This is a genomic window from Archangium primigenium (genome assembly GCF_016904885.1).
Taxonomy (GTDB): domain Bacteria; phylum Myxococcota; class Myxococcia; order Myxococcales; family Myxococcaceae; genus Cystobacter; species Cystobacter primigenius.
The window spans coordinates 6828146-6854830 of sequence record NZ_JADWYI010000001.1; the positions used below are offsets into that span (position 1 = coordinate 6828146).

20 protein-coding genes are annotated in these 26685 nt (G+C 71.1%); 8 read left to right on the forward strand and 12 right to left on the reverse strand.

Annotated features, from left to right (window positions below; all coding sequences use genetic code 11):
- Positions 1–39 precede the first annotated feature (39 nt).
- From I3V78_RS27870 to I3V78_RS27880, 3 genes are read right to left on the reverse strand one after another with little or no spacing between them, the layout of a single operon-like run.
- The gene (locus tag I3V78_RS27870; RefSeq protein WP_204491817.1) at positions 40–1434 is read right to left on the reverse strand and encodes a cytochrome P450; all 1395 of its coding nucleotides are present in this window, start codon (positions 1432–1434) and stop codon (positions 40–42) included.
- Positions 1431–2447, reverse strand: a complete 1017-nt coding sequence (locus tag I3V78_RS27875; protein ID WP_204491819.1) for a hypothetical protein — start codon at positions 2445–2447, stop codon at positions 1431–1433. The genes I3V78_RS27870 and I3V78_RS27875 overlap by 4 nt, the downstream gene beginning before the upstream one ends.
- A gap of 51 nt (positions 2448–2498) precedes the next feature.
- Positions 2499–3797: an MBL fold metallo-hydrolase gene (locus I3V78_RS27880; protein WP_239576659.1), complete on the reverse strand. Its 1299-nt coding sequence runs from the start codon at positions 3795–3797 to the stop codon at positions 2499–2501.
- A 143-nt stretch (positions 3798–3940) separates the two neighbouring features.
- On the opposite strand from I3V78_RS27880, the gene I3V78_RS27885 reads away from it, so the two are divergent.
- Positions 3941–4696, forward strand: coding sequence for a YceI family protein (locus tag I3V78_RS27885; RefSeq protein WP_204491821.1), 756 nt, complete (start codon positions 3941–3943; stop codon positions 4694–4696).
- Positions 4697–4771: 75 nt separating this feature from the next.
- On the opposite strand, the gene rnr is transcribed toward I3V78_RS27885, so the two are convergent.
- Together rnr and I3V78_RS27895 are read right to left on the reverse strand one after the other, a co-directional pair.
- Complete coding sequence (rnr, locus tag I3V78_RS27890) at positions 4772–8038, reverse strand: ribonuclease R (RefSeq protein WP_338023769.1); 3267 nt, start codon at positions 8036–8038, stop codon at positions 4772–4774.
- A gap of 139 nt (positions 8039–8177) precedes the next feature.
- Positions 8178–9569, reverse strand: a complete 1392-nt coding sequence (locus tag I3V78_RS27895) for a protease inhibitor I42 family protein (protein WP_204491825.1) — start codon at positions 9567–9569, stop codon at positions 8178–8180.
- A gap of 199 nt (positions 9570–9768) precedes the next feature.
- Here I3V78_RS27895 and I3V78_RS27900 point away from each other — a divergent pair, with 199 nt between their 5' ends.
- The 3 genes from I3V78_RS27900 to I3V78_RS27910 all read left to right on the forward strand — a co-directional run bounded on the left by I3V78_RS27900 (position 9769) and on the right by I3V78_RS27910 (position 12604).
- A complete protein-coding gene (locus I3V78_RS27900) occupies positions 9769–10995 on the forward strand; it encodes a molybdopterin molybdotransferase MoeA (protein WP_204491827.1) in 1227 nt (408 codons plus the stop codon).
- 69 nt (positions 10996–11064) lie between these two features.
- Positions 11065–11739: a GTP cyclohydrolase II gene (gene ribA, locus I3V78_RS27905; RefSeq protein WP_204491829.1), complete on the forward strand. Its 675-nt coding sequence runs from the start codon at positions 11065–11067 to the stop codon at positions 11737–11739.
- 25 nt (positions 11740–11764) lie between these two features.
- The gene (locus tag I3V78_RS27910) at positions 11765–12604 is read left to right on the forward strand and encodes an MBL fold metallo-hydrolase (RefSeq protein ID WP_338023770.1); all 840 of its coding nucleotides are present in this window, start codon (positions 11765–11767) and stop codon (positions 12602–12604) included.
- On the opposite strand, the gene lipB is transcribed toward I3V78_RS27910, so the two are convergent.
- The 5 genes from lipB to lpdA all read right to left on the reverse strand — a co-directional run bounded on the left by lipB (position 12594) and on the right by lpdA (position 18895).
- Entirely contained in the window at positions 12594–13673 is a 1080-nt protein-coding gene (gene lipB / locus I3V78_RS27915; RefSeq protein WP_204491832.1) for a lipoyl(octanoyl) transferase LipB, read from the reverse strand. The genes I3V78_RS27910 and lipB overlap by 11 nt on opposite strands.
- Complete coding sequence (locus tag I3V78_RS27920; protein ID WP_204491835.1) at positions 13670–14995, reverse strand: ClpX C4-type zinc finger protein; 1326 nt, start codon at positions 14993–14995, stop codon at positions 13670–13672. The genes lipB and I3V78_RS27920 overlap by 4 nt, the downstream gene beginning before the upstream one ends.
- A 21-nt stretch (positions 14996–15016) precedes the next feature.
- Entirely contained in the window at positions 15017–16288 is a 1272-nt protein-coding gene (locus I3V78_RS27925) for a dihydrolipoamide acetyltransferase family protein (protein WP_204491837.1), read from the reverse strand.
- A 27-nt stretch (positions 16289–16315) separates the two neighbouring features.
- A complete protein-coding gene (gene lipA / locus I3V78_RS27930; RefSeq protein WP_204491839.1) occupies positions 16316–17251 on the reverse strand; it encodes a lipoyl synthase in 936 nt (311 codons plus the stop codon).
- A gap of 246 nt (positions 17252–17497) precedes the next feature.
- Positions 17498–18895, reverse strand: a complete 1398-nt coding sequence (gene lpdA / locus I3V78_RS27935) for a dihydrolipoyl dehydrogenase (RefSeq protein ID WP_204491841.1) — start codon at positions 18893–18895, stop codon at positions 17498–17500.
- A gap of 75 nt (positions 18896–18970) precedes the next feature.
- Here lpdA and I3V78_RS27940 point away from each other — a divergent pair, with 75 nt between their 5' ends.
- Genes I3V78_RS27940 through I3V78_RS27950 form a run of 3 tightly spaced genes read left to right on the forward strand, consistent with a single transcriptional unit; the run spans position 18971 to position 22826 of the window.
- A complete protein-coding gene (locus tag I3V78_RS27940; protein WP_204491843.1) occupies positions 18971–20080 on the forward strand; it encodes a hypothetical protein in 1110 nt (369 codons plus the stop codon).
- A 24-nt stretch (positions 20081–20104) separates the two neighbouring features.
- Positions 20105–20917 (forward strand): hypothetical protein, encoded by an 813-nt coding sequence (locus tag I3V78_RS27945; protein WP_204491845.1) that lies wholly within the window; start codon positions 20105–20107, stop codon positions 20915–20917.
- Positions 20918–20930: 13 nt separating this feature from the next.
- Complete coding sequence (locus I3V78_RS27950; RefSeq protein ID WP_204491847.1) at positions 20931–22826, forward strand: ribonuclease R family protein; 1896 nt, start codon at positions 20931–20933, stop codon at positions 22824–22826.
- 3 nt (positions 22827–22829) lie between these two features.
- Here the strand turns inward: I3V78_RS27950 and I3V78_RS27955 are convergent, their stop codons facing one another.
- Positions 22830–25004, reverse strand: coding sequence for a carboxypeptidase regulatory-like domain-containing protein (locus tag I3V78_RS27955; protein WP_204491849.1), 2175 nt, complete (start codon positions 25002–25004; stop codon positions 22830–22832).
- 169 nt (positions 25005–25173) lie between these two features.
- The gene (locus I3V78_RS27960) at positions 25174–25548 is read right to left on the reverse strand and encodes a GIY-YIG nuclease family protein (protein ID WP_204491851.1); all 375 of its coding nucleotides are present in this window, start codon (positions 25546–25548) and stop codon (positions 25174–25176) included.
- 117 nt (positions 25549–25665) lie between these two features.
- On the opposite strand from I3V78_RS27960, the gene I3V78_RS27965 reads away from it, so the two are divergent.
- Positions 25666–26667 (forward strand): WYL domain-containing protein, encoded by a 1002-nt coding sequence (locus I3V78_RS27965; protein ID WP_204491853.1) that lies wholly within the window; start codon positions 25666–25668, stop codon positions 26665–26667.
- Positions 26668–26685: the final 18 nt, after the last annotated feature.

Consider the following 26685-nt stretch of genomic DNA (forward strand, 5'->3'; position numbering starts at 1 on the left):
TTTGAGAGGACTCTGAGAAGACGCTCAGAGTCCCGGGGTTCAGGCCGCCTGGGCGCGCACGCGCGGCTCCAGCCGCAGCTTCACGCCGTTGAGCGGGCGCATGGTGATGACCAGGCGGATGCCCACCTGATGATCCTCGGCCAGCCGGGGCCGGAAGCGCTGCAGGCCCACCGCGAGGATGAGCATGATCTCCATCATCGCGAACTGGTAGCCGATGCACTGCCGGGGCCCGCCGCCGAAGGGGAAGTAGGAGAAGCGGGTGCGGCCCTCCTGGTTCTCCGGCAGGAAGCGGTCGGGATCGAAGCGCTCGGGATCCGGCCAGAAGTCCGGGTGGCGGTGCACCATGTAGGGCGAGAAGTAGATGAGGCTGCCCTTGGGGATGTGGAAGCCGGAGATGACGTCCTCCTCCAGCGCCCGGCGCGCGAGCATCCACGCGGCCGGGTAGAGCCGGAGGATCTCCTCCAGCACGCGCTGGAGGTACTTGAGCTTGGGCATGTCCTCCAGGGTGGGCGGGCGGCCGCCGAGCACCTGCTCCAGCTCCTCGAACACGCGCTGCTCCACGTCCGGGTGGCGCGAGAGCCGGTACCACGCCCAGGCGAGCGTGTTCGCGCTCGTCTCGTGCCCGGCGATGATCATCGTCATCACCGAGTCGTGCAGCAGCGAGTCGCTCATGCCCTCGCCGGTGTCCTGATCGCGCACCTGCATCAACATGCTGAGCATGTCGTTTTCCTTCTCGGGGCCGAGGCGGTGCTTGCGCTCGAGCACCTCGGCCACCACCGCGTCCAGCGTCTTCTTGGCGCGCAGGAAGCGGCGGTTGTTGGGCGTGGGGATCGCGAGCGGCATGGGCAGCACGGAGTTCACCCGGCGCTCGATCACCTCCAGCATGTCCGACACCGAGTGGCCGATGTGCGAGGCGCTGTCGCTCAGGTGCGCGCTGAGCAGGGTCGCGCCCACGATGACGAGCGTGAGCTCCATCATCTCCTTCTCGGCGTCGAGCGTGCCGCCCTGGCGGTTGACCTCCTCCCACCGGTCGAAGGTGGTGGAGGCGAAGTGGACCATGGTGTCCACGAAGCGGCTCAGGTTGTGGCGGTGGAAGGGCGGCTGGGTGAGCCGGCGCAGCCTCAGCCAGTTGTCGCCCTCGGCCAGGAGCAGGCCCTCGCCGATGAAGGGCTTCATGGCGAGGTAGGCGGGGCCCTTGATGTAGTTGCGGTAGTTGTCCTGGAGCAGGTGCTTGACGCCGTCCGGGTGGTAGACGACGTGCACCGTGTCGTGCGGCATGGGCCAGCGCACCACGTCCCCGTAGCGCTCGCGCATGGAGTGCAGGGTGGCGATGCTGTCGCGGGCGAAGTCCGAGAACAGGTGGAACATCCGCCAGTTGCTCGGTCCGGGCGCGCGCTTGCCCTGGGCGCGGGGGGCCGGAACCGGGGCGCTCACGAGGCGTCCTCGGCGGCCTTGAGCTCACCGGGATAGGTGTAGCGCTCGTCGCGCACCACCCACTTGCCCAGGAAGTCCTGGAACAGGCCGAGCAGGGCCGGGTACAGGGCGGCGAAACCCAGGCAGTAGTAGGGCATGAGGCCCGGCAGGGGAATCTCGCCGCACATGAGCAGGGGCTTCATGTTGTTGGCCACCGGCAGCCAATAGTCGTTGTTGATGCAGGTGTGCAGCGTGTCGAAGATGGGGGCGACGATGACGCCCATGAACACCATCCACAGCAGCATGGCGGGGGTGCGCGTCAGCTTGCGATAGGACTTGCTCAGCAGGATGCCCAACCACGTGAAGCCAAAGCTCATCGACGTCATGGCCCACATCCAGTCCAGCTGGCCCGTGGGCGAGGGCGACACGAAGGGCAGGCTCAAGAACGCCGCGGTGACGGCGACGAACAGGGCATAGAAGCCCACCTGGCTCGCGCGGCTCGGGCGCTTGAAGCGCGCCGGCAGGGCATGCATGAGCATGATGAAGGACACGCAGTACATGTAGCTGAGCAGCAGGTGGTCCACCGAGCCGTCCAGCGACGGCTGCTCCTGGCCGGTGAACAGGAAGCGCGTCCACTTGAAGGGGCCATCTCCCTCGGCGGTGACCCGGCCGAGGAGGTACAGCGCATCCGGCCGCCAGGTGATCTGCCCCGCGGCGATGAACTTGTTCTGCAACACGTTGGCCGGGGGGATGATGCACATCAACACCAGGAAGTAGGCCAATCCCTTGTAGGCGCGCGTGTAGTAGGTCCGCGAGAAGATGACCACCAGCGCCAGGAAGACGAGCGTGCCGCCGTCGAACGTGTAGCCCTGGCTGTAGCAGATCAGCCCCAGGATGAAGCTGATCGCCATGAACAGGAAATGCCGGGGCGTGGTGAGGTCCAATCCCGACTGAGGCCAGAGCGGCGCATTCAGGGCGTGCTGGGGGGACGAACCGGACGAGTCGACGGAATGGGAGACTTCAGGAGTGGACATGGGAGTCCTTTCATCATGTCTCAAGGATCGAGAAGGAGGGAAGGCCCCCACTCAGGGCCGCACCCCGAGTGATCCGACGAGCCGCACCCCGAGCCATGTCAGACCCGAGGCGGTGACGAGCACCAGGCAGCCAACCGCGAGCAGCCGCCGCGCGGCGGCGCGGGCCCGCGCGGGCGTGGGATGGCTCAAGTAGCGGCGCACGGGCGCGGGCAGGAGCAAGGCTTCACCGCCCTCCCCGCCCAGGGCCCGCATGACACGCGCGAGTCGGCCCTCGGGCGCCTTGCGCGTGGCCACGTAGGAGACGAAGCGCAGGAGGGAGACCTTGCCGGAGGGCTGCCGACGCATCCAGGCGAGGCCCTCGCGCAGACGCGCGGCGGTGGTGGCCGCGTCCCCCTGCCCCTCCAGACGATGCCAGTCGCCGTGCGCGGGGAGGATCCACGTGAAGCGCAGCCACGCCGCCTCGGCCCAGGTCACCAGCCGGCCCACCGACGCGCATTGCAGGTCCCAATCGAACCAGCACTGCAGGCGGTGCGCGACGAGGTGTCCCAGGCGCCGGGAATGGCTGAGGTGATCGCCCGTGAAGAGGAAGCGGCCCCGGTACAAGAGACACAGGGTGCCCGGCGTGTGCCCGGGCTGCGGGAGGATGACGAACTCGGCCCCGGCCCGCGCGTCTTCCGCCAACGGGGAGCCATCGAGCCGCCAGGGTCCCGCCGCCGCGTCCAGCTGCACCTCCAGGCCGGAGGTGACGGAGAAGTAGGCGCTCGCCTTCGCGTTCACGTCCGCGGCGCCGATGATCCCCTGGCAGGCGGGAAAGCGCGCCCGGAGCTCCTCGAGGTGCTGGGCGTTGTCCCGATGGGTCACGAACACCCAGCGCACGCCGCCGTGCGCCTCCAGCCACGCCCACAGCGCCTCGTCCGGCTTGGGCAGATCCACCAGCACGCCGCCCTCGGGCCGCTCGATGAAGTAGCTCAACGCCCCGACGCTGCGCGGCGACGGGTGGCCCAGCACCCAGACATTCTCCTCGATGCGCCGGGGCCAGTCCGCCCAGGGCGCCGCCAGCCGGTCGTGGGGCGAGAGCGCCCGAGGCCGCTCGATCTCGATGGCGCCGAACGCACACGCGGCGGCCGCCGCGCGGGCCGCGAGGAACTCCTCGCGATCGCGCGGCTGACGCAGCACGCCAGTAAAGGCCCCGGGCGCGTACGAGCCTGGCAGCACGGCCGGTCCCCTGGCGTCCAGGCCCGCTGGGGTGGGCACCTCGCCCAGCAGTTCGGGGGCGAGGTTGCGGCACGTCGCGGCGCCGCAGCACCGCCGGTTCACATACAGCCGGCCCCAGTCGGAGGAGTCATCCATGTCCCCAGTCTAGAGGAGGTGGGTGTCGTGCCGGTCGGGGGGCGGGCCTGGCGGCCCGGGGAGGGAGGAGGGACGCGGCACGTCGCGATGATAGAGTCCCCGCGCCGTTCCCCCCCATCCTCCGAACAGCAAGGATTCGATTCATGCACAGCAAACTGTCCCGCTTCGTCACCACGACCCTGCTCGGCGCGGCCTGCCTGACCGCGTGTGGCGATGACGAGGTCAAGGGCGCGGACCTCTCCCGCGTCACCTTCCCCGCGCGCAACGACTTCCCCGCCGGCTCGAGCAGCCTCAAGACGCTGCCCGCGGGCACGCGCACCTACAACCTGGACTCCGCGCTCGAGACGAGCCACCTGTATGTCCAGATCTTCGCGGGCGGCTCGCTGGGCGACAACCACATCGTGCGCGCCACCAACTGGTCGGGCACCGCCCAGTTCGATCCCTCGAACCTGGAAGGCTGCGCCGTGTCGGTGACGGTGCAGGTGGAGGGCCTGGATCCCGAGCGCGACGAGATGCGTGAGCTGGCGGGCTTCAAGAAGGTGGACGAGAGCAGCCGCAACACCATCCGCGAGCACCTGCGGACCCCGGAGCAGCTCGACTTCGAGAAGCACAAGACGATCCAGTTCACGTCGAAGAGCTGCACGCTCTCCGCGGAGCGCGGCGAGGGCGGCCACCCCAAGGTGGACGTGAAGGGTGACCTGACCGTGCGGGGCGCCACGCAGGAAGTCATGCTGCCGCTGGAGGTGTCCGTGGACGACAAGTCGCTCGCGGGCCGGGGTATCATGGTCGCGCGGCACGCGGACTTCGGCTTCGAGCCCTACTCGACGCTGGGCGGACTGGCCCAGAACAAGCAGGACATCTACTTCGTGCTGGACGTGCGCGGCCAGCGCGCGCCGTAACACACCGCCCGGGGCCCGAGGCGCCGCGCTCCCCTCGGGGAGCACCGTCCTCGGGCCCAAGGCGCTCCGGAAGGCCTACGGCTTCTTCCCGCGACGGGAGGCGGCCGTCTTCCCGGTCGCCTTCTTCGCCGGAGCCTTCTTGGCCGGAGCCTTCTTGGCGGCGGCCTTCTTGGCCGGAGCCTTCTGGGCGGCCTTCTTCGCCGGGGCCTTCTTGGCCGGAGCCTTCTTCACCGGCGTCTTCTTCGCGGTCGCCTTCTTGGCCGGGGCCTTCTTCACCGGCGTCTTCTTCGCGGTCACCTTCTTGGCCGGGGCCTTCTTCGCGGACGCCTTCTTGGCCGGAGCCTTCTGGGCGGCGGCCTTCTTCGCGGGCGTCTTCTTGGCGGCCGGAGCCTTCTGGGCGGCGGCCTTCTTCGCGGGCGCCTTGTTCTGGCGGCTGCCCTCCGAGGCCCGCGACTTCGCACGCGGGGGCGTCGGGGTCACCTCGGGCGTGGTGGGCACCGGAGCCGTGACGGCCTCGGGGGCCGGGGTCGGCTCGGCGGGGGCCGTCTGGGACGCGAGGGTGCGCAGACGCTCGAAGGCCGACGGCGCGGCCGGAGGCGGCGTGGCGCCCTCGGACAGGGTGTCGTCGGAGAACTGCGCCAGCACCTCCGCGGACATCTCCACCGTCGGGGGCGCGTCGGCCACCAGACGGCGCTGGGCCTCCTCGGCCTCGGCCAGGGAGCGCTCGTGCTCGCCCGTGTCGCTCCGGGGCGTGCCCCACTTCTCGCGCCGCGTCTGATCGCGCGCGAGCCGGGCCGTCTTCTTGCGATCCTCCTTGGCCTCGCGGCGGCGCTGCTCGTGCTCCTGCCGCGACACGGCCTGCAGGCCCTTCACGGCGTGGCCGGCGACCTCGAGGGCCTCGAAGTCGATGCGCCGCAGGGTGACGTTCACGCCGGTCAGCCGCACCCGGGCCTTCTGTCCCACGCGGACGCGGAAGCCGCCCGGCAGCAGCAGCGCGAGCAGCGCCTTGTCGAAGCGGGCACCGGCCCCGAGCGAGTCCGCGCGGACCAGGCCCTCGACGTGCACCGTGTCCAGCTCCACGAAGAAGCCGAACTCGGCGATGCCGGCCACGGTGGCGGCGAACTCCTCGCCCACCCGGTCCTTCATCATCAGGGCGGCGTAGAAGGAGACGGTCTCGCGCTCGGCCTGCATGGCGGCGCGCTCGCGGTCCGAGCTCTGGGCGGCCATGTCCTCCAGCCGCCGCTCCTCGCGCTCCACCACGCCCTCCGGACGGCGCTGGCCCTGGCGGTTCCAGTGCGCCTTGAGCAGCCGGTGCACGAGCAGGTCCGGGTAGCGGCGGATGGGCGAGGTGAAGTGCAGGTAGTACTCGGCGGCCAGGCCGTAGTGGCCCATGTCCCCGGACGTGTAGACGGCCTGCATCATGGAGCGCAGCAGGAGCTGGTTGAGGGCGCGCTCCTCGGGGTGGCCCTGCAACTGGCGCATGAAGTCGTTGAGGGCCTTGGGGGTGATGTCCTCGGCGTTGAGCTTGAAGCCGTAGGCCTGGGCCATCTGCGCGAAGAGGGCGAGCTTCTCCTCGTCGGGCTCGCCGTGGTAGCGGTAGACGCTGGGCAGGCCCAGGTCCGCGAAGAACTTCGCCACCGCCTCGTTGGCGGCGAGCATGCACTCCTCGATGAGCCGGTGGCTGTCCTTGCGCTCGCGCTTCTCCATGCGCAGGGGCAGGCCGTCCTCGCCCATGAGCACCTTGTGCTCGGGCAGGTTGAAGTCGATGGCGCCGCGCTCCTTGCGCATCCGCGTGAGCACGCGCGCGAGGGCCTGGAGCCGCTCGAAGTGGGGCTTGAAGGCGTTGCGGTGCGGCACGTCCGTGCCGTCGAGCACGTCCTGCACCTCGTTGTAGGTGCAGCGGGCCTGACTGCGCATGACGGCCGGGTACAGCTCGCTGGAGACGAGCTTGCCCTGCCGGTCGAGCACCATGTCGGCCACCATGCACAGCCGGTCCTCGTCGGGACGCAGCGAGCAGATGCCGTTGCTCAGGCGCTCGGGGAGCATGGGCAGCACGCGGTCGGGCAGGTAGACGGAGGTGGCGCGGCGCAGGGCCTCGGCGTCCAGCGCGGTGCCCTCGCGCACGTAGTGCGTCACGTCCGCGATGGCCACCACGAGCCGCCAGCCCTGGGCCACCTCCTCGGCGTAGACGGCGTCGTCGAAGTCGCGCGCGTCCTCACCGTCGATGGTGACGAGCGCCAGCGAGCGCAGGTCGCGGCGCGCCTCGCCCCGGGCCTCGGCCTCGGAGACGGTGGTGAGGATGGCGTCCGCCTCGTCCATGACGTCCGGGGGGAACTCGTCCGAGAAGCCCTGGGAGTAGGCGATGGAGAGCACCTCGGCGCTCGGATCCCCGGGCTTGCCGAGCGAGCCGGCCACCTCGCCGTAGAGCCCCTCGCCGGGCTCCAGCAGGTCGGCGCCCACGCCCAGGCGCACCTTCACCAGGTCGCCATCGCGCGCCATCTGGGTGGGCGGCACGCGGATGGCCCCTTGGGCCTGGAGGTTCTTGTCCGAGGGCAGCACGCGGGTGTCGCGCCGGCCACCGGCCACGTAGGTGCCCACGACGAGCTGGCGCAGCCGGCCCACCACGCGCACGAGCCGCCCCTCCATGCGTCCGGGACGGCCCCAGGCCTCCACCTGCACGCGGTCATTGTCGAGCGCGCGCGCCGCCTCGTGGGGCGGCAGGAAGATGTTGTCGCCCTCGCCGGACAGCGGGTGCACGAAGCCGTAGCCGTCCCGGTGCGCGTGGAAGACGCCGTCCACCAGCACGCGCTCCTGTCCCGGGCGGCGCTCGCGCTCGGAGCGATCCATGCGGGGACCGGGGCGGCGCTCGTCCCGGGCGAAGCGCTCGGGCGGAGCGCCGCGGCCCGGGGGCGCGCCGCGCTGCTCCTCGAAGCGGCGCTTGGGCTGCTCCATGCGGCCATCGCGCACGAAGCGGCCCCGGGGCTCGGCGCGCGGCTCGCGCGAGAAGCCGCCCTTCGCGGCGAAGCGCCACGGGGAGGCCGGAGCCGAGGACGACTCGTTCCGGGGCGGCTCGGCGCGTGCGGACCCGGAGGACTCCGGGCGCTCGCGGCGGAAGGGAGGCCGGGCCCCGCCCCCACCCCCGCCCTCTTTCACGGGCAGGGGCTCGGAGGGCCGCGCCTGGCTCAGGCGGAAGCGCTTGCCCTCCTTGAGCAGGGCGCCGTCGCGAACCAGGTCCCGGAGGACACGCTTGAGCTGGGTCTGCTGGCCCGGGTGCAGTTGGGTGAGTTTGAGCAGTTCCTTGACGCCGAGCGGGTGTTTGGACTCGGCGAGGAGACGCTTCACATCTTGAGGAATATCGGTCACGAAAGATCCCATGACAGGGCGCCAATTGGGCCCAGAAGAAAATAAGCCCGGCGGGTCCCACTGGGGACCCCCGGGCTTGACGGGATGAGGAGTGGGCTCTGGTCGACCAGAGGGTCCCTCAGAGTCGCACGGTCACGTTGAGCTTGAACGAGCGCTCGACCTGACCGGGGTTGAAGGCCTTGGCGAGGAAGAATTCCACGTCGGAGGAGCCGGGGTTGCGCGGGGTGAAGAAGAACTCGCGCGTGGCGTTCCCTTCCGAGCCAGGCTCGAAGTTGGACTCGCGCAGGCCCAGCCGCTTGGCCGCCGTGGGCTCGATGGCCCAGGACAGACCCGGCTGCTCCTGCAGGCGGACGATGAAGGCGTGGTTGAGCCGCACGTCGATGTTGGCGGACAGCTCGCCCTCCACGAGCACCGTCTCCAGCCCCTCGCGGGAGATGGGGCGGGCCTCGGCGGGCCGCACCTCGACGTTCTCCACGTCGATGCGACCGCCCCACCCCGAGGACTTGTCCGCCACGCCGGTGACGGCGATGGTCTGCCCGAGGAAGCGGCGCAGGCCCTTGCTTCCCTTGCCCTCGAGGATGAAGGACACCTGCTGGCGGGTGCCGGCGTTGGAGACCACCAGCACGAACTCCTCGCCGGTCATCTCCAGGTTGCCGCGCAGCGAGGCGAAGCCCTTCATGCCCGCGCCCATGCCGGCGGAGATGACCTGGGACACCTCGCCCGGCGACAGGTAGCGCAGGCGGTTCTCCACCTCCACGGGCGCGGGAGCGGGCTCCTCGGCCTCGGGCTTCTTGGCGGAGAACTTCCGCACGTCCACCGTGCCGCCGTAGTTGGTGGTCTTCTTGATGAGCCCGCTGACGGAGACCTTGTGGTCCACGTAGGCGGGGAGCACTTCCTGGTCCGGCCCCTGGAGCACGAAGACGAGCTCGCGCTTGTCGCGGCCCACCACGACCAAGCCCGGCAGCCCCTCCACGAGCGTCAGACGCCCCTTGAGGCTGCCCTCGCCCACGACGCCGCGGCCCTGGCCGGCGGTGAGCAACTGCTCCATGTCGCGCTTGTTGAGCGGCTCTCCCGGAGGGGGCAGCTTGGTGGCGCGCGGACGCGGCTTCTCGACCACCGGTGTCTCCACCCGGCCCGAGCCGCCCTCCCGACCCTTGACGGCCTTGGTGACTTCCTTGACCTGGGTGGCCACCTTCTCCACGGCCTTCTTGGCCACCCCCGCCACCTGCTTCACCTTGGCGGCGGCCTTCTCGGTGACCTTTTCGGCGACCTTCTCCACTGCCTTCTCCACGGCCTTCTTGACCGGGGCGGCGGCGGACTTCTTCGCGGCGACCTTCTTGGGTTCCACCGGGGCTTTCTTGCCCACCTTCGCGGTTCCGGCTGCCTTCGTCACCAACTTCGAAGCGGCCTTCGCGACGCGCTTGGACGCGCTCTTGAGCACACCCGGTTTCGATTTGGCCTTCTTCGCAGCGGGAGTCGCCTTCTTGGCCCCAGACCTGGGCTTGGCCATCGACGCTGTCTCCTTAGAATTCCCGTGTCATCTCAACGGGTTGCGTACCTGCTCTCGACCGATTCCACGGCCTGGCGATCATGACGGCTTGTAACGGTGATCAGCAGGCCTGTCAAACAAACTCTTGAATTTCCTGGGGAGTTTGATCCAACAAGACACGCGTCGCTACATCCCTGTCGCGCCCGGGAAGGCCCTGCCCATGAAGGAAGACTCGGAGCTGTTGCCCGCGGAGGAGGCCCGTGCTCGCACGCTCGCCCTCGTCCAGCCCCTGCCCACCGAATGGGTGCCCTGGGACGACGCCCTCGGGCGCGCCCTGGCCGAGGACGTGCGGGCGCAGCGCACCCTGCCGCCCTGGGACAACTCGGCCATGGATGGTTACGCGGTGCGCAGCGAGGACCTGACGCGCCCGGCGCCGGTGCGCCTGCGCGTGGGGGAGACGATCTACGCCGGGCAGACGCCGCGCCAGGGGCTGGTGCCGGGGGGCTGCGCGCGCATCATGACGGGCGCGCCCCTGCCCCCGGGCGCCGACGCGGTGGTGATGCGCGAGCGCACCCGGCCGGGTCCCGAGGCGGACACCGTGGACATCCTCGAGGCGGTGGGCCCGGGCCACTTCGTGCGGCCCCGCGGCGAGGACGCGCGCGAGGGCGAGGTGCTGCTGCCGCGGGGCACGCCGCTCGGCATTCCCGAGCTGGGCCTGCTGGTGGCACAGGGCCGGAGCCTGGTGCCGGTCCCCCGGCGGCCCCGGGTGGCCATCCTCTCCACCGGAGACGAACTGTGTCGGCTGGACGCGCCCGCCGAGGGGCGCATCGTGGACGCCAACGCGCCGGTGCTCGCCCAGGCGGTGCGGCGGGCGGGCGGCGTGCCCACGCTGCTCGGCATCGCCCGGGACACCCTGGAGGACGTGTCGCGCCTGCTGGAGGGCGCCGAGGGGCATGACCTGCTCCTCACCAGCGCGGGCATGTCCGTGGGCGAGCACGACTTCGTGCGCGAGGCCCTGTCGCGCTGGGGCGTGCGCCAGGACTTCTGGCGCGTGGCCATCAAGCCCGGCAAGCCCCTGGGCGTGGGCCACAAGGGCCGGCTCGTCTACTGCGGACTGCCCGGCAACCCCACCTCGTCGCTCGTCACCTTCGAGTTGTTCGTGCGCCCCGCCCTGCGGCGCATGCTGGGCCACGCCGACGTCGAACCACCCCGGGTACCCGGCAGGGTCTCCGGCGAGCTGAAGAAGGCTCCGGGCCTGGCGCACTTCATCCGTGTGACCACGCGGTGGAAGGAGGGCGAGCTGTGGGCGAGCCCCCTGTCCACACAGACGTCGGGCGTGCTGCGCTCCGCGGCCTCGGCGACCCACCTGCTCCACTTCCCCCGGGAGGCCAGTAGACTGACTACTGGAGACGGGGTGGAGTTATTGCCCCTGTCTTGGGGGGCATGAAGAACGCGTGGCCGGGTGTTGCATCCAACCGTGTACAGCCACCCGCATCTGCGAGAGAACGAGGCCCCCATGTCCGAGACGCGCACGCCCCAGATGCTTCCCCACCGCAAGGGCGCCGCCCTGCTGGAGCTCTTCTCCGAGGCCGAGGTGCCCACCGAGCGGGGGGTCCTCCGCACGGTCGTCTTCCGGGAGAAGCGCAACGGCCGCGAGCACGTGGCCCTGGTGGTGGGCAAGGTCCACGACGTGGAGGGCGTGCCCGTCCGGGTTCACTCCGAGTGCTTGACCAGCGAGGTCTTCGGCAGCCTCAAGTGCGACTGCCGCGCGCAGTTGGACAAGGCCCTGGACTTCATCACCCAGAACGGACTGGGCGTGTTGCTCTACCTGCGGCAGGAGGGCCGGGGCATCGGCCTGGGCAACAAGATCAAGGCCTACGCGCTGCAGTCACAAGGCCTGGACACCTATGAGGCCAACCGGAAGCTGGGCTTCCCGGATGACCTGCGCAGCTACGACATCGCGGCCGAGATGCTGCGGCTGCTCGGCGTGCGTTCGGTGGACCTCATCACGAACAACCCGCTGAAAATTGCAGGCTTGGTGGACGAGGGAATTCCGGTTCGTCGACGCATTCCCTCGCGTACGGAGCACAATCCGCATAACGTCGACTACCTGAGGACCAAGCGCGAGCGGACGGGACATTTGATTGAGCTCTTCGCCGAGGACGAGGACAGCGAAGCCAAGGTCGGCTGAGGACGCCGCGGAGGACCGGGCCCGGGTGCCCGTGCCCTTCCAGGTCCGTTTCTGGGGCGTGCGTGGCTCGGTGCCCGCACCGGGCCCGAGGACCCAGCGCTACGGTGGCAACACCCCCTGCCTGGAGATGCGGTGTGGGGACGAGCTCCTCATCTTCGATCTCGGCACCGGCGCACGGGAACTGGGCGATGCGCTGAGCGCCGCGGGCACGCCGTCGCGCGCCTCCATCTTCCTGTCCCACTACCACTACGATCATCTCCAGGGGCTGCCGTTCTTCACGCCCCTGTTCCAGTCGCGCTTCGCCTTCACCCTGCATGGCGCCGTGCGCGAGGGGCGCTCGTTGAAGGACGTGCTGGCCGGGCAGATGGTGCCGCCCTACTTCCCGGTGACGCTGCAGCAGGTGGTCCGCGCCGGGCTCACCTACCGGGAGCTCGTCTCGGGGCAGCAGGTGGAGGTGGGCCCCGCCGTGGTGCGCGCGTTGGACCTGAACCACCCGGGCGGCAACCTCGGCTACCGCGTGGAGTGCGGGGGCAAGGTGGTGGTGTACGCCACGGACGTGGAGCCCGGCTGCGAGAAGGACCTCGAGCTGGTGGAGTTCGCCCGCGGCGCGGACGTGCTCATCATCGACGCGATGTACACCGAGGACGAGTACCACGGCCGCAAGGGCGCCGCGAAGCTGGGCTGGGGCCACTCCACCTGGGAGTCCGCGGTGCACACCGCCAACGCCGCCCAGGTGCGGCAGCTGGTGCTCTTCCACCACGAGCCCACGCGCGACGACGCGGCCATGGACGCGTTCGTCGACGAGGTGCGCAAGCACCGCCCCGAGGCGATCGCCGCCATCGAGGCGCAGACGATCACGCTCTGAGCGCTCGCGCCACCGCCTCGCGCAGGCCCTTGAAGGGCAACCGCTCGAGCGCCGTGGGCACGTCCACCCATTCGTGGGCGTCGTGCTCGTCGCCCAGCCGCACGTCGAACGCGTCCGGACACCGCGCCGCGAAGGCGTTCTCCTCGACGAGCCGCGGCGGCACCGTGGACCCCACCGCGAACGCATGGCGGTAGTCCAGGTCCACCACCTCGGCGGTGAGGCCCGTCTCCTCGCGCAATTCGCGCGCGGCCGCCTCGCGCGGCGCCTCGCCGGGCTCCATCCGGCCCGTGACGATCTGCCAGAACCCACCGCGCTCCGGCCGCCGGCGCAGCAGCAACACCCGCGTGTCCTCGCCCCGTCCCCGCAGCAGCGTGACGCTCACCGTGCGCGTGGGGGGCGTGGCGGGCTCCACGAGCCGCAGCCCGAAGACGTCGCCGAAGTGCCGCGCCACCTTCGTCTCCACCTCGGCGAGCGGCACGGCATGACCGAGCTCGCGCTGCAGCGAGGTGACGCCCGCCTCGCGGATGCCACAGGGGATGATGAAGTTGAAGTGCGGCAGGTGCGTGTTGACGTTGAGCGCGAAGCCGTGGCTCGTGAGCCACTTGGACAGGTGCAGGCCGATGGCGGCGATCTTCCGCGCATCGGGCGCGTCCGCCTCGCCCAGCCACACCCCGGGCCACTTGGGGATGGTGGTGGACGCCAGTCCGTACTCGGCGAGCGTGCGGTGCATGCATTCCTCCACGTCCCGCACGTAGCGGCGCACGTCCTGGCGCCCCGGGGGCAGGAGGAAGACGGGGTAGCCCACGAGCTGGCCGGGCCCATGGTAGGTGACGTCCCCGCCGCGATCCGTCGCGAACAGCTCCACGCCCTCCGTGGCCAGCCGCTCGTCGCTGGCGAGCACGTTGCCGCGCACCGCGGCGCGGCCCAGGGTGAGCACCGCCGGGTGCTCGAGCAGCAGCAGCACGTCCCCGCAGAGTCCCTCGCGGCGCGCCTCGCCGAAGAGCTTCATGAGCTGCAGGCCATCCTCGTACTCGACCCGGCCGAGCCGGTACACCGTCAGCGTGCTCACGGCACTCCCCTCTCCACGCGCCACAGCCCCGGGGGAAGCCGCCCCAGCAGGGCCTTCAGCTCATGCCCGAGCCGGGGCGAGGCGGCGGCCTCCTCGGCCAGGGCGGTCAGCACCTCGTCGGACACCTGGACGTCCTCGCGCGCCCGCAGCTCGCGCCGGGCGATCTCCCGCAGCAGCGCCACGCCAGGCGCCTCGAGCGACACCAGCCACTGCACCTGCTCCAGCAGGCCGAGCGGCAGCGCGCCCCGGGTGGCCTCGGCGAGCGCGGCCGTCGTGGGCAGGAGCACCCGGCCCGCGTCGGACACCAGCGAGGGGCCTCGCGCCACGGCGCTGCCCCGGCAGGACAGCACCACGGTGCGCCGGCTCTGGCGCGTCAGGAAGCCCTCCAGCGCGGCCTGGGCGGCGGCGGGCAGCCGATCCACGTCCTCCACGAGCAGGGGCAAGTCCGCGTCCCCCGAGGCGTGCTCGAGCGATTCGAGCGGGGCGAACTCTCCCCGCCCCTGCCGCGCCAGCTCCCGCAGCCAGGTGCTCTTGCCCGCGCCCTCGGGCCCGAGCAGCAGCAACCGCCGCGCGCCCCCCGCGAGGCCTCGCGCCAGGGCCTCCCGGGCGGCGTCCTGGCCGAGCAGCGCGGCCTCCTCGACGCGGCGGGACACCGCGCGGGGCCGGGTGATGGGGACAGCGGGTGCCGCGCCGCCCAGCAGGCCACCGGATTCGGCGATGCAGGTCGCGCAGATGAAGGCCCCCGCGGGTCCCGCCACCAGCGCACCCACCTCGGTCTTGGGACGGCAGCAGAACGAGCACCAGGCGTCGAGCGTGGGATCCGCCCGGGTGGGGCCCCGCTCGATGAACCGTCCCGACTCCTCGTCGGGGGCGGCGGGCGCGGGAGCGGGCTCCTCCGGACGGACCGCCGGGGGCTTGAGCACCGCCGAGCGCATGGCCTTCACGGCCAGGGCCACGGGGTTGGCGCGGCGATCCACGGACAGCTCCGCCTCGCGCAGGGCGTCCTGGAGCGAGGCGCCATCCTCCTCGACGGCCCACGTGGGCGCGTCGGGCAGGTCCTCGTCGTTCGGGTCGTCCGGCGCGGCGCCCGGCGGCCCCGCGATGGCCTCACCCGCCTCCAGGCGGTCCAACGTCTCCCGCAGGTCCGCGCGGGAGGGATCCAACCGCAGCGCGTAGCGCAGGAGCTGCGTGGCACGGGGCGTGTTGCCCGTGCGCTGGCACAGCTCGGCGGCCCGCTGGAACAACTCGATGGCCCGGCGTTTGTCCCCGCCGAGCTCCGCCTGTTGGGCCGCCCGGATGACGTCGCGAACGTTGTCCGCCATGGGCGGTCCTCCTCGGCCGGCTCAGGCCATGGCCAGGAACAGCATGTCCGGGTGCTCCAGGTACTTGATGACCTCGTAGACGAAGTCGGCGGCGATCTGCCCGTCGATGACACGGTGATCCGCGGAGATGGAGATGTTCATCATCTCGCGCACGACCACCTGATCGTTCTTGTCCACCACGGGCCGCTTGCGCATGCGGTGGATGCCCAGGATGGCCACCTCGGGGTGGTTGATGATGGGCGTGGCGAAGATGCCGCCCGTCTGTCCGAGCGAGGTGATGGTGAACGAGCCGCCCGTCAGCTCGTCCATCTTGAGCTTGCGCTCGCGCGCCGCGGTGCTCAGGCGCACGACCTCGTCCGCCAGCTCGCGCAGGGTGAGCCGGTCCGCGTTCTTGATGACGGGCACGGTGAGGCCCTCGGGCGTGGCCACGGCGATGCCGATGTTGAACTCGCCCCGGACCACCAGCTCCTGGGCCGCCTCGTCCATGAGGGCGTTGAGGTGCGGGTACTTCTTCATCGCCGCGATGACGGCCTTCACGATGAAGGGCAGGAAGGACAGCTTCGTCTTGTCCCCGGTGGCCGCCAGGCTCTCGTTGAGCCGCTTGCGCAGGGCGACGAGCGCCGTGGCGTCCGTCTCCTCCACGAAGCCGAAGTGGGGCGCGGTGAACTTCGAGCGCACCATCTTCTCGGCGATCTTCTTGCGCAGGCCCCGCAGGGGGATGCGCTCGTCGGCGCGGCCCGCGGCCACCGGCGGCGCGGGAGCCCGGGCGGGCGCGGCGGCGGCGACCGGAGCCGGCTTCGGCTCCTCGCGCGGGGCGGAGGCGCCCTCGATGGCCGCCCGCACGTCCGCCTTCATCACCCGGCCCTGGGGTCCGGAGCCGGCGATGCGCGACAGGTCCAACCCGTGCTCGCGCGCCATGCGGCGGGTGAGCGGCGTGGCGAGCACCTTGGAGGCCGCGGCCGAGGCGTCCGACGCCGCGGCGGCCGGGGACTCCGGCGGAGCGGCGGCGGCGGCCGGAGCGCCATGGGCCGGGGCCTGGGCGGGCGCGGCGCCCTCGATCTCGAGCGTGACGAGGAGCTGGTGCACCTTCGCCATCTCCCCTTCCTTGCCATGCGTCTGCACGACGCGGCCGGACTTGGGGCTGGGAACGGTCACCGTGGCCTTGTCCGTCATCACCTCGGCGAGCGTCTGGTCCTCCTGCACCACGTCACCCGCCTTGACGTGCCACTTGACCAGCTCGCCCTCCTGCACGCCTTCGCCAAGGTCGGGCAGCTTCAACTCGAAGATCGCCATTCGGTGTCCGTTTCGGTGGGTAAGGCGTCAGGTGTTGCTGGCGAGTCCCAGGCGCTCACGCTCCATGAGGCCCTTCATGAAGAACTCGGCGGCGCGGTAGCTGGAGCGCACGAGCGGTCCAGACGCCACGTACAGGAAGCCAAAGGACTCGGCGAGCTGCTTGTAGGCCTCGAACTGGGCGGGGCTCACGAAGCGCTCCACGCGCAGGTGGTATTGCGAGGGCTGCAGGTACTGGCCGAGCGTGAGCACGTCCACGCCCACGCCGCGCAGGTCGCGGAAGGTCTGCTCCAGCTCGGCGTCGGTCTCGCCCAGGCCCACCATGACGGACGTCTTGGTGTAGAGCCGCTCGGGGCGGGCCTTGAGGTACTCGAGCACCTTGAGCGACTGGCGGTAGGTGGCGCGCCGGTCGCGCACCTTGGGGGTGAGCCGCTCGACGGTTTCCACGTTGTGGGCCACCACGTGCGGGCGCGCCTCGGCCACGGTGGCCAGGTCCTGCTCCACGCCCTTGAAGTCGGGGATGAGCACCTCGACGATCGTCCGGGGCGAGTGCTGGCGCAGCTCGCGGATGGCCGAGGCGAAGTGGCTCGCGCCCCCGTCCGGCCGGTCATCGCGGTTCACCGAGGTGACCACGATGTACTCCAGGTCCATCTCCTTGACGGCTTGGGCCAGGTGGATGGGCTCCATGGGATCCAACGGCGGCGGCGCGCCCACCTTCACGTGGCAGAAGCGGCAGGCGCGCGTGCACACCTCGCCCATGAGCATCACCGTGGCGGTGCCTCCGCCCCAACACTCGGCGATGTTCGGGCAGCGCGCTTCCTCGCACACCGTGGACAGCTTCGTGCGGCGCACGATGGCCTTCACCCGCTCGTACCCTTCCCCGTGCGGCAGGCGCACCTTCAACCACTCGGGCTTCCGGGTGGACTCGGAGACTTGGGGCAGGGGGAAACGATCGGGAGTCGCCATGGGTCGCGGGCCTTCTACGGTTGGGGCGAAAGGAGGGTCAAGCGGGAAGCCGTGACGCGATATGTCGTCACACCCCCACGGGGGAATGCACGTCCCTGTTCTAACGCGTCCGCTCCGCGCGGGCAGCCCCGTGTCTCGATTCAGGCCCCCTTCCCCCCCGGGCGGGCGAGCCCCGGACAGGCGAAGGCCGCCCGGGAGGAGTCTCCCGGACGGCCTGGGCTGAATCAGAAGGACTGGACGCGCCGGTTAGATGTGGATGGGGTGACCGAGGGTGGCCTCGGCGCCCTCCTTCACGATCTCCGAGAGCGTCGGGTGCGCGTGCATGGTGTGCGCGAGCTCTTCGGTGGTGATCTCCAGGCGCAGCGCGACGCAGGCCTCGGCGAGCAGCTCCGTGGCGTGAGGGCCCACCATGTGGATGCCGAGCACCTCGTCGTACTTCTTGTCGGACACGACCTTCACCAGGCCGATGCCCTCGTTGGAGATGGAGGCCTTGGTGACGGCGGAGAACGGGAACACGCCCGTCTTCACGTCGTAGCCGCGCTCCTTGGCCTTCTTCTCCGTGAGGCCCACGGAGGCGACCTCGGGGTAGCAGTAGGTGGCCGACGGCGTCAGGTCGTAGTTGATGGGCGCGGGGTTCTTGCCGGCGATGTGCTCCACGGCCAGCACCGCCTCGGCGCTGGCCACGTGGGCGAGCATCGCGGTGGGGATGACGTCGCCGATGGCGTACACGCCCGGCTCGGTCGTGCGCATCATCGTGTCCGTCTTGATGTAGCCGCGCTCGGCCTTGATGGACGTGTGCTGCAGGCCGATGTCCTCGCTCACGGGCGCGCGGCCCACGGCCGACAGGACGTACTCGGCCTCGATGGTGCGCGTCTCGCCGCCCACCGTCATGGTGAGCCTGGCGCCCGAGCCGGTGTTCTCCACCGACTCCACCTTGGCGCCGGTGTGCAGGTCGATCTTGCGCTTCTTGAACTGCTTCTCCATCTCCTTGGAGATGTCCGCGTCCTCGATGGGGAGGATGTTGGGCAGGTACTCCACGATGGCCACCTGGCTGCCCATGTGGTTGAACACCGAGGCGAACTCACAGCCCACCGCGCCCGCGCCGATGACGATGAGGCTCTTGGGGATGCGGTCGAGCGTGAGGATGGAGTCGCTGTTGAGCACGCGCTCGTGGTCCACCTTCACGTTGGGCAGCGACTTGGGCACCGAGCCCGTGGCCACGATGATGTTCTTGGTGTCCAGCGCCTGCTTGGACCCGTCCTCGGCCGTGACCTCGACCTTGCCCTTGCCGGCGATGCGGCCGTGGCCCTTGATGACGGTGATCTTGTTCTTCTTCATCAGGTAGTCGATGCCATTGGCACCCTTGGTGACCACCTTCTGCTTGTGCTCCTGGACCTTGGCCCAGTTCACCACCGGCTTGGGCACCTCGATGCCGAAGTCCGCCGCCTCCTGGATGTGGTGCAGCAGCGCGGCGCTCCACAGCAGGGACTTGGTGGGGATGCAGCCGCGGTGAAGGCAGGTGCCGCCCAGGCGCTTGTCCTTCTCGATGAGCGCCGTCTTCAGGCCGAGCTGCGCGGCACGGATCGCACCGACATAACCACCGGGGCCCGAACCGATGATCACCACGTCGAAAGTCTCAGCCAAAGAATGCCTCCGGGGTGGATGGAACCACGCGGCGCTGATAACCACCCCTCCTGGCTGGAATCAAGGAGTTTGCACGTGCGCCGCTTCCCCCGCCGGACCCTCCTCCTCATGGCGCTCGCCCTCCTGGCCTTCGTGCGCCTGTACGTCATCGCCCACCGCGAACCCAAGCCCGCCGCCCCCCCGCCCCCGGAGCAGGCACGTGCGCCCGCCCCGGCCGCGTCGGCCTGTCCCACCCTGGAGCGCGCCCTGCAAGGCGCCCTGCGCGACCCCCAGGGCGCCACCGCCTGGACCACCGCCCGGCGAGAACTCGATGCGTGTCCCACCCTTCCCGCCCGGGCCTGTGAGCTGGGGGTGGCCCTGGATGCCCGAGCCCCCCTAGGCGACGCCGGCCCCCAGCCCCTGCGCGAGCTGCTGGACACGCTGTGTCAACGCTGCCCCGCCGGGCTCAACCCCTGCGCGAGCGCCGTGGTGCGCACGGTGATGGCCGTGAGCGCGACCGGCCAGTCGCCCCTCGCCAGCCCCCGCTGGCACCTGGAGCGCGCCGGCCCGGGCATGCCCGAGGCCTGCAGTGAGGTCGCCCAGAGCCTCCTGGCCCCCGCCGCGCTCGACGAGGGGCCGCTGTCCGAGGCCTCGCGGACCTTGCTCGGCGAGCTCGGGCCGATCTGCGCGCGCGCGGGCCTGCTGCCCTCTGCCCTGATCCGCGCCGCCGCGGTCCAGGGCGCCGTGCCCGCGCGCGACTGGCTCGCCGCCGAGGCCCCGTCCGCCGCGCACGTCCCGCTCACGCCCGATCGGCTCCTCGGCCCCACCACGGGCAGTGCCGCCTTCGATCACCAGGACGCCCCGGGCGTGGAGCTGTCGCGCCTGGAGCAGGACCCCTCCTGGCGCAAGAACGGCGCGCTGAGCGGCGTGTTCTCGCCCCCCGCCCGCGAGGTGTCCGGCCTGCGGGTGAAGGCCCAGGGGCCGGGCGCCGTGCGCGCCGTGGTGCGGGTCGACACGGGCCTCGGGCTGCACGACCCGGACACGCAGGCGAGCTTCGTGCTGCCCCTCGTCTGCCGCTTCAAGGGCACGGGCCAGTGGGAGGCGTGCACCCCGTCCGTGACGCTCCAGGACGTGGAGGCGATCAGTGTCTTTCCGGACAAGCGTTCACTGGTGTTGGGTGAAATGGAAATTCGAGGAACGCGTTGAGGCGTCGCGCGTAAGAGCTTCACCATGCGACGACTCCTCCTGATTTCCTCCCTGCTGCTCGCCGCTCCCGCCCTCGCCGACAGTCCGCTCCGCGCGTTGATCGCCGAGGCGGAGACGGGGCCCGCCGCCATCTTCCAGAACGACGGCCGCTATGGCCCCACGGGCACGGAGTACTCGGCCCAGGACTTGAACCAGACGGCCACGCTGTACCGCACCTGGCGCGTGGCCGTGGAGGCCCGGCTGGGCGCGCGCCATGGCCTCATCCTGCTCTATGCCCCCTTCGATGTCTCCACGCGCGCCACGCTCACGCGCGACCTCGACTTCCGGGGGACGCTCTTTCCCTCGGGCTCGGTGGTGGACCACCGCTACCTCTTCGACGGCTACCGGGCCAGCTACCTCTTCCGGCTCCTCGACGGCGAGCGCTTCCAGTGGGACGTGGGCGCGAGCGTGCAGATCCGCAACGCCCTGGTGGGCCTGAGCGGCGCGGACGGCACGCGCCACGCGCAGGAGAGCGACATCGGCGTGGTGGGCGCGTTCAAGACGCGGCTGCGCTACACGCTGCCCTCGCGGGTGTGGGCGGGCCTGGAGGCCGATGCCCTGTCCACCTTCGGGCTCGTGGGCAACACCACGGGCGGCATCTACGACCTGGCGCTCACGCTGGGCCTGCCGCTCGACACCCGGGGCGAGGTGAACGCCTACGCGCGCCTGCGCTGGCTCGGCGGCGGCGCGGACGTGGCCCGCCGGGACATCTACAACTGGGCCAACTTCGGCTTCGCGCTCGTGGGCGTCCAGGCGGATCTGGTGTCGCTGTTCGCCCACCGCCCGGCGAATCCGTAGGATGCGCGGGTCCATGGACCCGACCCCCTCCTCCCGCAGCGTCACCGGCCATGTCGAGGTCCACCCCAAGGGCTTCGGCTTCCTCGTCGTGAAACCCTCGGCGGGCGAGCCGGGCCTCTCCGCCTTCATCCCTCCGGCGGAGCTCTCGCCCTTCCTGGCCGAGGACCTCGTCTCGGCCACCGCCCGCCGCGCGGAGGATGGCCGGTGGAGCGCGAGTGGGCTGTCCCTGGTGAAGCGCTCGCGCGAGCGGGTCTACGGCGAGGTCGTGCTCCGCGACACCCGCGTGCTGCTCCAGCTCGACCGGGAAGTGGGCCGGGGCGAGTGGCCCCTGGAGGCGCCGGGCGTCGAGTTGCACGCCGGAGACGCGGTGGTGGCGCGGGTCGACGCGGGCACGCTCCGTCTGGAGCGCCGGTTGGAGCCGGGCGTGGACCGCGCCCTGGAGCGGCTGCTCGTGCGCCAGGGCCTGCACCGCGACTTCCCTTCCGAGGCCCACGCGGAGCTGCCCGCGCTCCTGGCCACGCCCCATGCCCTGGGCCACCGGAGGGATCTGCGGAGCCTTCCCACGGTGACCATCGACGCGCCCTCCACGCGGGTCATCGACGATGCCTTGTCCGTACTGCCCGCCGGAGGCGATGGCGCCCTGCGCGTGTTCGTCTCCATCGCGGACGCCGCCGCGTTCGTCCCCGAGGGCTCGGCGCTGGACCTGGAGGCCCGCGCCCGCGCCACCAACGCGTACCTCTCCGACACCATGCTGCCCATGCTCCCCGAGGCGCTGTCGGCGGAGTGGCTCAGCCTCAAGCCCCACGAGGAGCGCGCGTGCCTCACCGTGGAGCTGCGACTGGACCCCGAGGGCCACGTCACCTCCGTGGATGTCTACGAGAGCCTCCTGCGCTCGTGGGCGCGGCTGAACTACACCGAGGTCGCCGCGTGGCTGGACACGGGTGAGGTCTCCGAGTCCCTCGCCCCCGTGCGCGAGGCGCTGCCGTGGTTGCGCGCGGCCTCGGCCCGGCTGGCGGCGGCGCGCGCGGGCCGGGGGGGTCTGGAGATGACACGCGACGAGGCCCACTTCACCTTCGACGACGTCACGGGCGAGGTGTCCGGCATCGAGGCCGTGCGACCCACGTCCGCGCATGCCCTCGTCGAGCGCTTCATGGTGGCCGCCAACGAGGCCCTCGCGGGCTGGCTCGTGGAGCGCGGCGTGCCCGCCCTCTTCCGTGTCCAGGAGGGCCCGGATGCCCAGCGCCTCGCGGACCTGGAGGCCTTCGCGCGGCAGGCGGGTTTCCCTCCCGCCCTGGGCCGCGCGCCCACGCCTCGGGCCCTCTCCGCGTTCGAGCGGCAATTCACGGGCACCCCGGCGGAGCCCGCGTTGCGCGCGGTGCTGCGGCGGGCGCTCGGCTCCTCGCGCTACACCGTGGTGCCCGGCCCCCACTTCGGCCTCGCGGCCCGGGCCTACGTGCACTTCACCTCGCCCATCCGGCGCTACGCGGACCTCGCCGTCCACCGCGCCCTCAAGCGCTACCTGCACGGCCAGCGCGACTGGCTCCACGAGGACCCGGAGGTCGAGCGGCTCGCCGTGCACCTCAACGCGCGCTCCCGGGCGGTCCAGCGCGCGGAGAAGGAGCGCCAGCGGCTCCTGGAGGCCCGGGTCATGGCCGCGCACGTGGGACAGGTGTTCACCGGCCGCATCACGCGGGTGCGCACCTCGGGCGTGCTCGTGCAGCTCGACAGTCCGCTCGTGGAAGGACTGCTGCCCGCGGACGGGCTGCCAGGCGGACCCTACACGCCGGACGAGCGGGAGACGTCGCTGGTGGGCGCGACCCGGACGTTCTCGCTCGGGCTGCCGCTGCGGGTGCGCGTGGCCTCCACGGACGAGGGCCTCGGCCGGGTGGAATTGGCGCTCGCGGAGTAGCCGTCAGGGCGCATCCGCCACGACGTCTCCCACGTCCTGGTCCACTTCCAGCTGGACGGACACGGTCTCTCGGACCCCGGGCGAGTCCGCCTCCGACAGCTCCAGGGTGAGCGGACCCTCCCGCTCGATGGGCCACTCGAAGTGGCCTTCCTCGTCATACGTCAGCTCGCCATTCACGGTGAAGCGCGGGATGGGTGAGCCATCCGCCCGCACGAACCGTCCCCGCAGCCGCGCCGTCCGGACGAGCACGACCCGCACCTCTCGCGCCGAGGGATCCAGCCGCATCAGCGACGCGGGGTCCTCCTCGCGAAACACCGCCAGGTGAAAATGCTCGTCGCACACCTCCTCGTCCACGCGCAGCGCGGCGGGCGCTCCCGCGACATGGGCGAAGGAGAAGCGCCCGTCCGGGCCCGTCTTGACCCACGCCCGGGGTGTGTCGAAGGGATCCGAGCGGCGCGGGGCCTGGTACGCGAGGGACACCCCAGCGAGGGGCGTGCCCCGCCTGTCCACCACGAGACCGGAGAGCGGATGTCCCGCCTCAAGGCGCAACCGCACCGGGACCGGCTCCGCGCCCACCTCCACCGTGCGCGCGGTCACCAGGGAGAACGCGTCGGCCTCCAGCTCCGCCCGGACCTGGTAGCGACCCGGTGCCGGGGCCACGAGCGAGAACCGGCCCCGCGCGTCCGTACTCACCCGCGCCAGGGCCTCCTGCTTCGCCGCGTCTTCCTCGGCCCACAGACTCACCCACGCCTCGGCCACGGGCCGCGCCTCGTCATCCAGCAGCTCGCCCTCCACCGTGAAGGGCCGGACGAGCCGTGGCCGCAAAGCCAGGGCGGGGGCCGTCACCCGCTCGGCGGACACCAGGGGACTCGGGTCGCCGGGGCCGTCCGCCTCCGCGCCGATCAGGTAGGGGCCCGCGTTCGGCATCTGGAACGAGAAGCGTCCGTCGGCGCCCACGGATTGAGTCACCAGACGCCTCTGGGTCACGGCGTCGAAGACGGCCACGCGCCCGCCCCCGACGGACAGCCCTCGCCCGTCCACCAACTGGCCCTCGAGAGGGAACTGGGGCTGGAGGGTGAAGTCCAGGGTCCGCCTTCCCTTGGAGACAGTGTGCGTTCGGCGCTGGAACAGCCGCGAGTCCCCGGTGAATGCGCGCAGCACGCCCTCGCCCGAGGGCAGGGGCCCCAGGCGGTAGCGTCCTCGCGCGTCGGTCCGCGTCAACAGGACATTCATCGGTCCGACACATCCCCCGTCGTCGGAGAACTGGACGAGCGCCCCCGCGACCGGCGCTCCCCGCTCATCACGCACCACGCCCACCACCTCGGCGAGGGGCTCGCGCGGCGTGAGGGTGATCTCCCGGACATGAGGCCTTCCGTCCCCTTCGGCGGGAAAGACATTCTTCTGGAGCGCCAGCAGGCCGTCATGGCTCGCGGTGAGCTCGTAGACATCGCGAGGCAACCCCTCGAAGGTGAAGCGGCCCTGGGCATCCGTGCGCGTGTCGTGGGCACGCTCGCCGCGCAGCCGGACCTCCGCCCCGACGGCGGGAAGACCCTTCACGTTCAGCACCCGCCCCGAGAGTCGGAAAGGGGCGAACAGCATGATGGACCGCCACGCGCGCGGAGCGTGGAGCCGCACGGCTTCCGAACCCGGTGACAGGTTCGGGTGGGAAGCGATCACGCCGTACGCGCCCCGAGGCAAGGGACCCAGCGAGTAATGGCCCTGGGCATCCGTGAGCGTCTCGAAGAAGCGGCTGTGCCCGGTGAAGACCGCGGTGACGCGGGCCCCCGCCACGGGCGCCTCGTGCGCGTCGGTCACGCGTCCCGACAACCGCGAGCCGTGGCCGAACACCACCTCCACCGACGGCGTGTCCGTGGCCACGTCCCGCAGCAGGCCCGCGCCCTCGGGGCCCTCCGCCCAGAGCGTGTAGACCCCGGCGGCCAGTCCCTCCAGGACGAAAGCGCCGTCCGCTCGAGAACGGACCTCGGCGAGGACGGGCACCGCGCCTTCCCGACGGGCCACGAGTTCCTCGATCCGATCCACGTCGACGCAGGCCCGCCGCGGGCCATCGCTCGCCAGGCCGAAACGCGAGACGCACGGACGCTCCGACAGGGACTCGCCCGCCACGGACCGGGTGGCGAGCACGCGCACGCCCGCCACCGGCCCCTGCGCATCGCGCACGATGCCGTGGATGACGTGCGCCGCATCGCCCGGCCCGGAGCGCGCTCGTGTCGGAGCGACGAGCAGGAGCAGCGCGACAGCCCAACCCCATCGCAGGTGACTTCGCAGAGCGACCCCCTCGTGTGGAGGCGAGTCTAACATGCGCCCCCCTGCATCACCCTCGCGCGCGCTACCCCGCGCGTCGCTGGCGCAGGGTCACCCCACGGCGGTCCGCCACCAGGATGTAGACGAAGCAGATGCCGGGCGCATCGCGCAGCCCTTCGCCGCCCAGGCCCAGGTTCGTGAGCTCCAGCGTGAAGTCGCACCGTCTGGAGTAGTCGATCAGATGCCGCTCCACGTCGCGAGCGATTCCACCACTGAAGGCCCGATAGACGAGGGCCATCTTGTGCCATCCGTCCTGGGCATGCTGTTCCCACCGGGCCTCGGGTGAACGCGTGATCCCGACATAGACACGCTTCCACGCATACCGGTACCCGTTGAGCTTCTGTTCCAGCTCGGCCAGCGCCGCCGGAAAGGGGGCGGGCACGATGTTCTCCTCGATCAACCGGGCCTCCAGGCAGCCACGTGAAGGGTCACCCGTCCTTTGTACGCTCGTCTGGTCGAAGAACAAGGCACCGCCCCGCTCGTGATCCTTCGAGGATCATCCACCCCTCTGAGGATCATGACCCACACATCGGAGCAACGCCGCTTCACGCAGCTCAATCGCACGGTGCTGCTCGTCGCGGATCTCCTGAGCGGCAAGGCGCATGACCGCCAGAGCGCGGCCGAGCGACTCGGCATTCAACCCGTCGCGGCGGACCGGCAGCTCCGGGCCATCGAGAAGCTCCCCGGCGTCAAGGCGGTCAAGCAAGGCCGGCGTCGGGTCTTCCGCTTCGACACCACGGCCCTCACCGAGGCCCCTCCCCTCGCGGTGCTCATCGGCGCCTGCTTCGGCGCGAGCCTCGCGCCCCTGTTCGAGGGCACGCCCTACCGCAAGGCCTTGAATGACGCGCGCGACCGGCTCCTCCGTCAGTCCCGACGCCGAGGCAGTTTCCAGGACGTCGAGCGCAAATTCGTCTTCCTGTCACAAGGCGGGGAGATCTCCCTGCCGGACAAGGACGCGAACCTGGAGGAGCTCCTCGGCGCGCTGCTCGAGCAACACCCCGTGGCGCTCGTGTACGAAGACTTCTCCGGCAAGGTCAGCACCCGGTGTGTCGAGCCCCTGTCGCTCGCCGTCTACACGCATCAGCTCTACCTCATTGGCCGCGAGCCCGACGGCGCGGTCCGGTCCTTCCGCTTCGCGCGCATCCGCACCACCGAGGCCCAGGGCCGGGCGTTCAAATACCCGAGCAAGGCGGAGTACGACCCGGAGCAGGTCTTCGCGCACAGCTTCGGCATCTTCGGGAACGAGGCCCAGGGCGTCGAGAAGGTGGAGCTGAAGCTCCACCCCCGGTGGGCCACCCACGTGCGGAGTCATCGCTGGCACCGCTCCCAGCGCGTCCGGATCTCCGACCAGGAGGTGCGGCTCTCGTTGGACGTCGCGCTCTGTCCGGAGGTCGAGGCCTGGGTCCTGAGCTTCGGAGAGGACGCCGAGGTCCTCCGGCCCGCGTCGTTGAGAAAGACGATCGCCGAGCGCGTCAGGCGCCTGGCCAGGCTGTACGCCGCCCCCTGCGCGCCGTCCTGACTTCTCCCTCGGGTGACC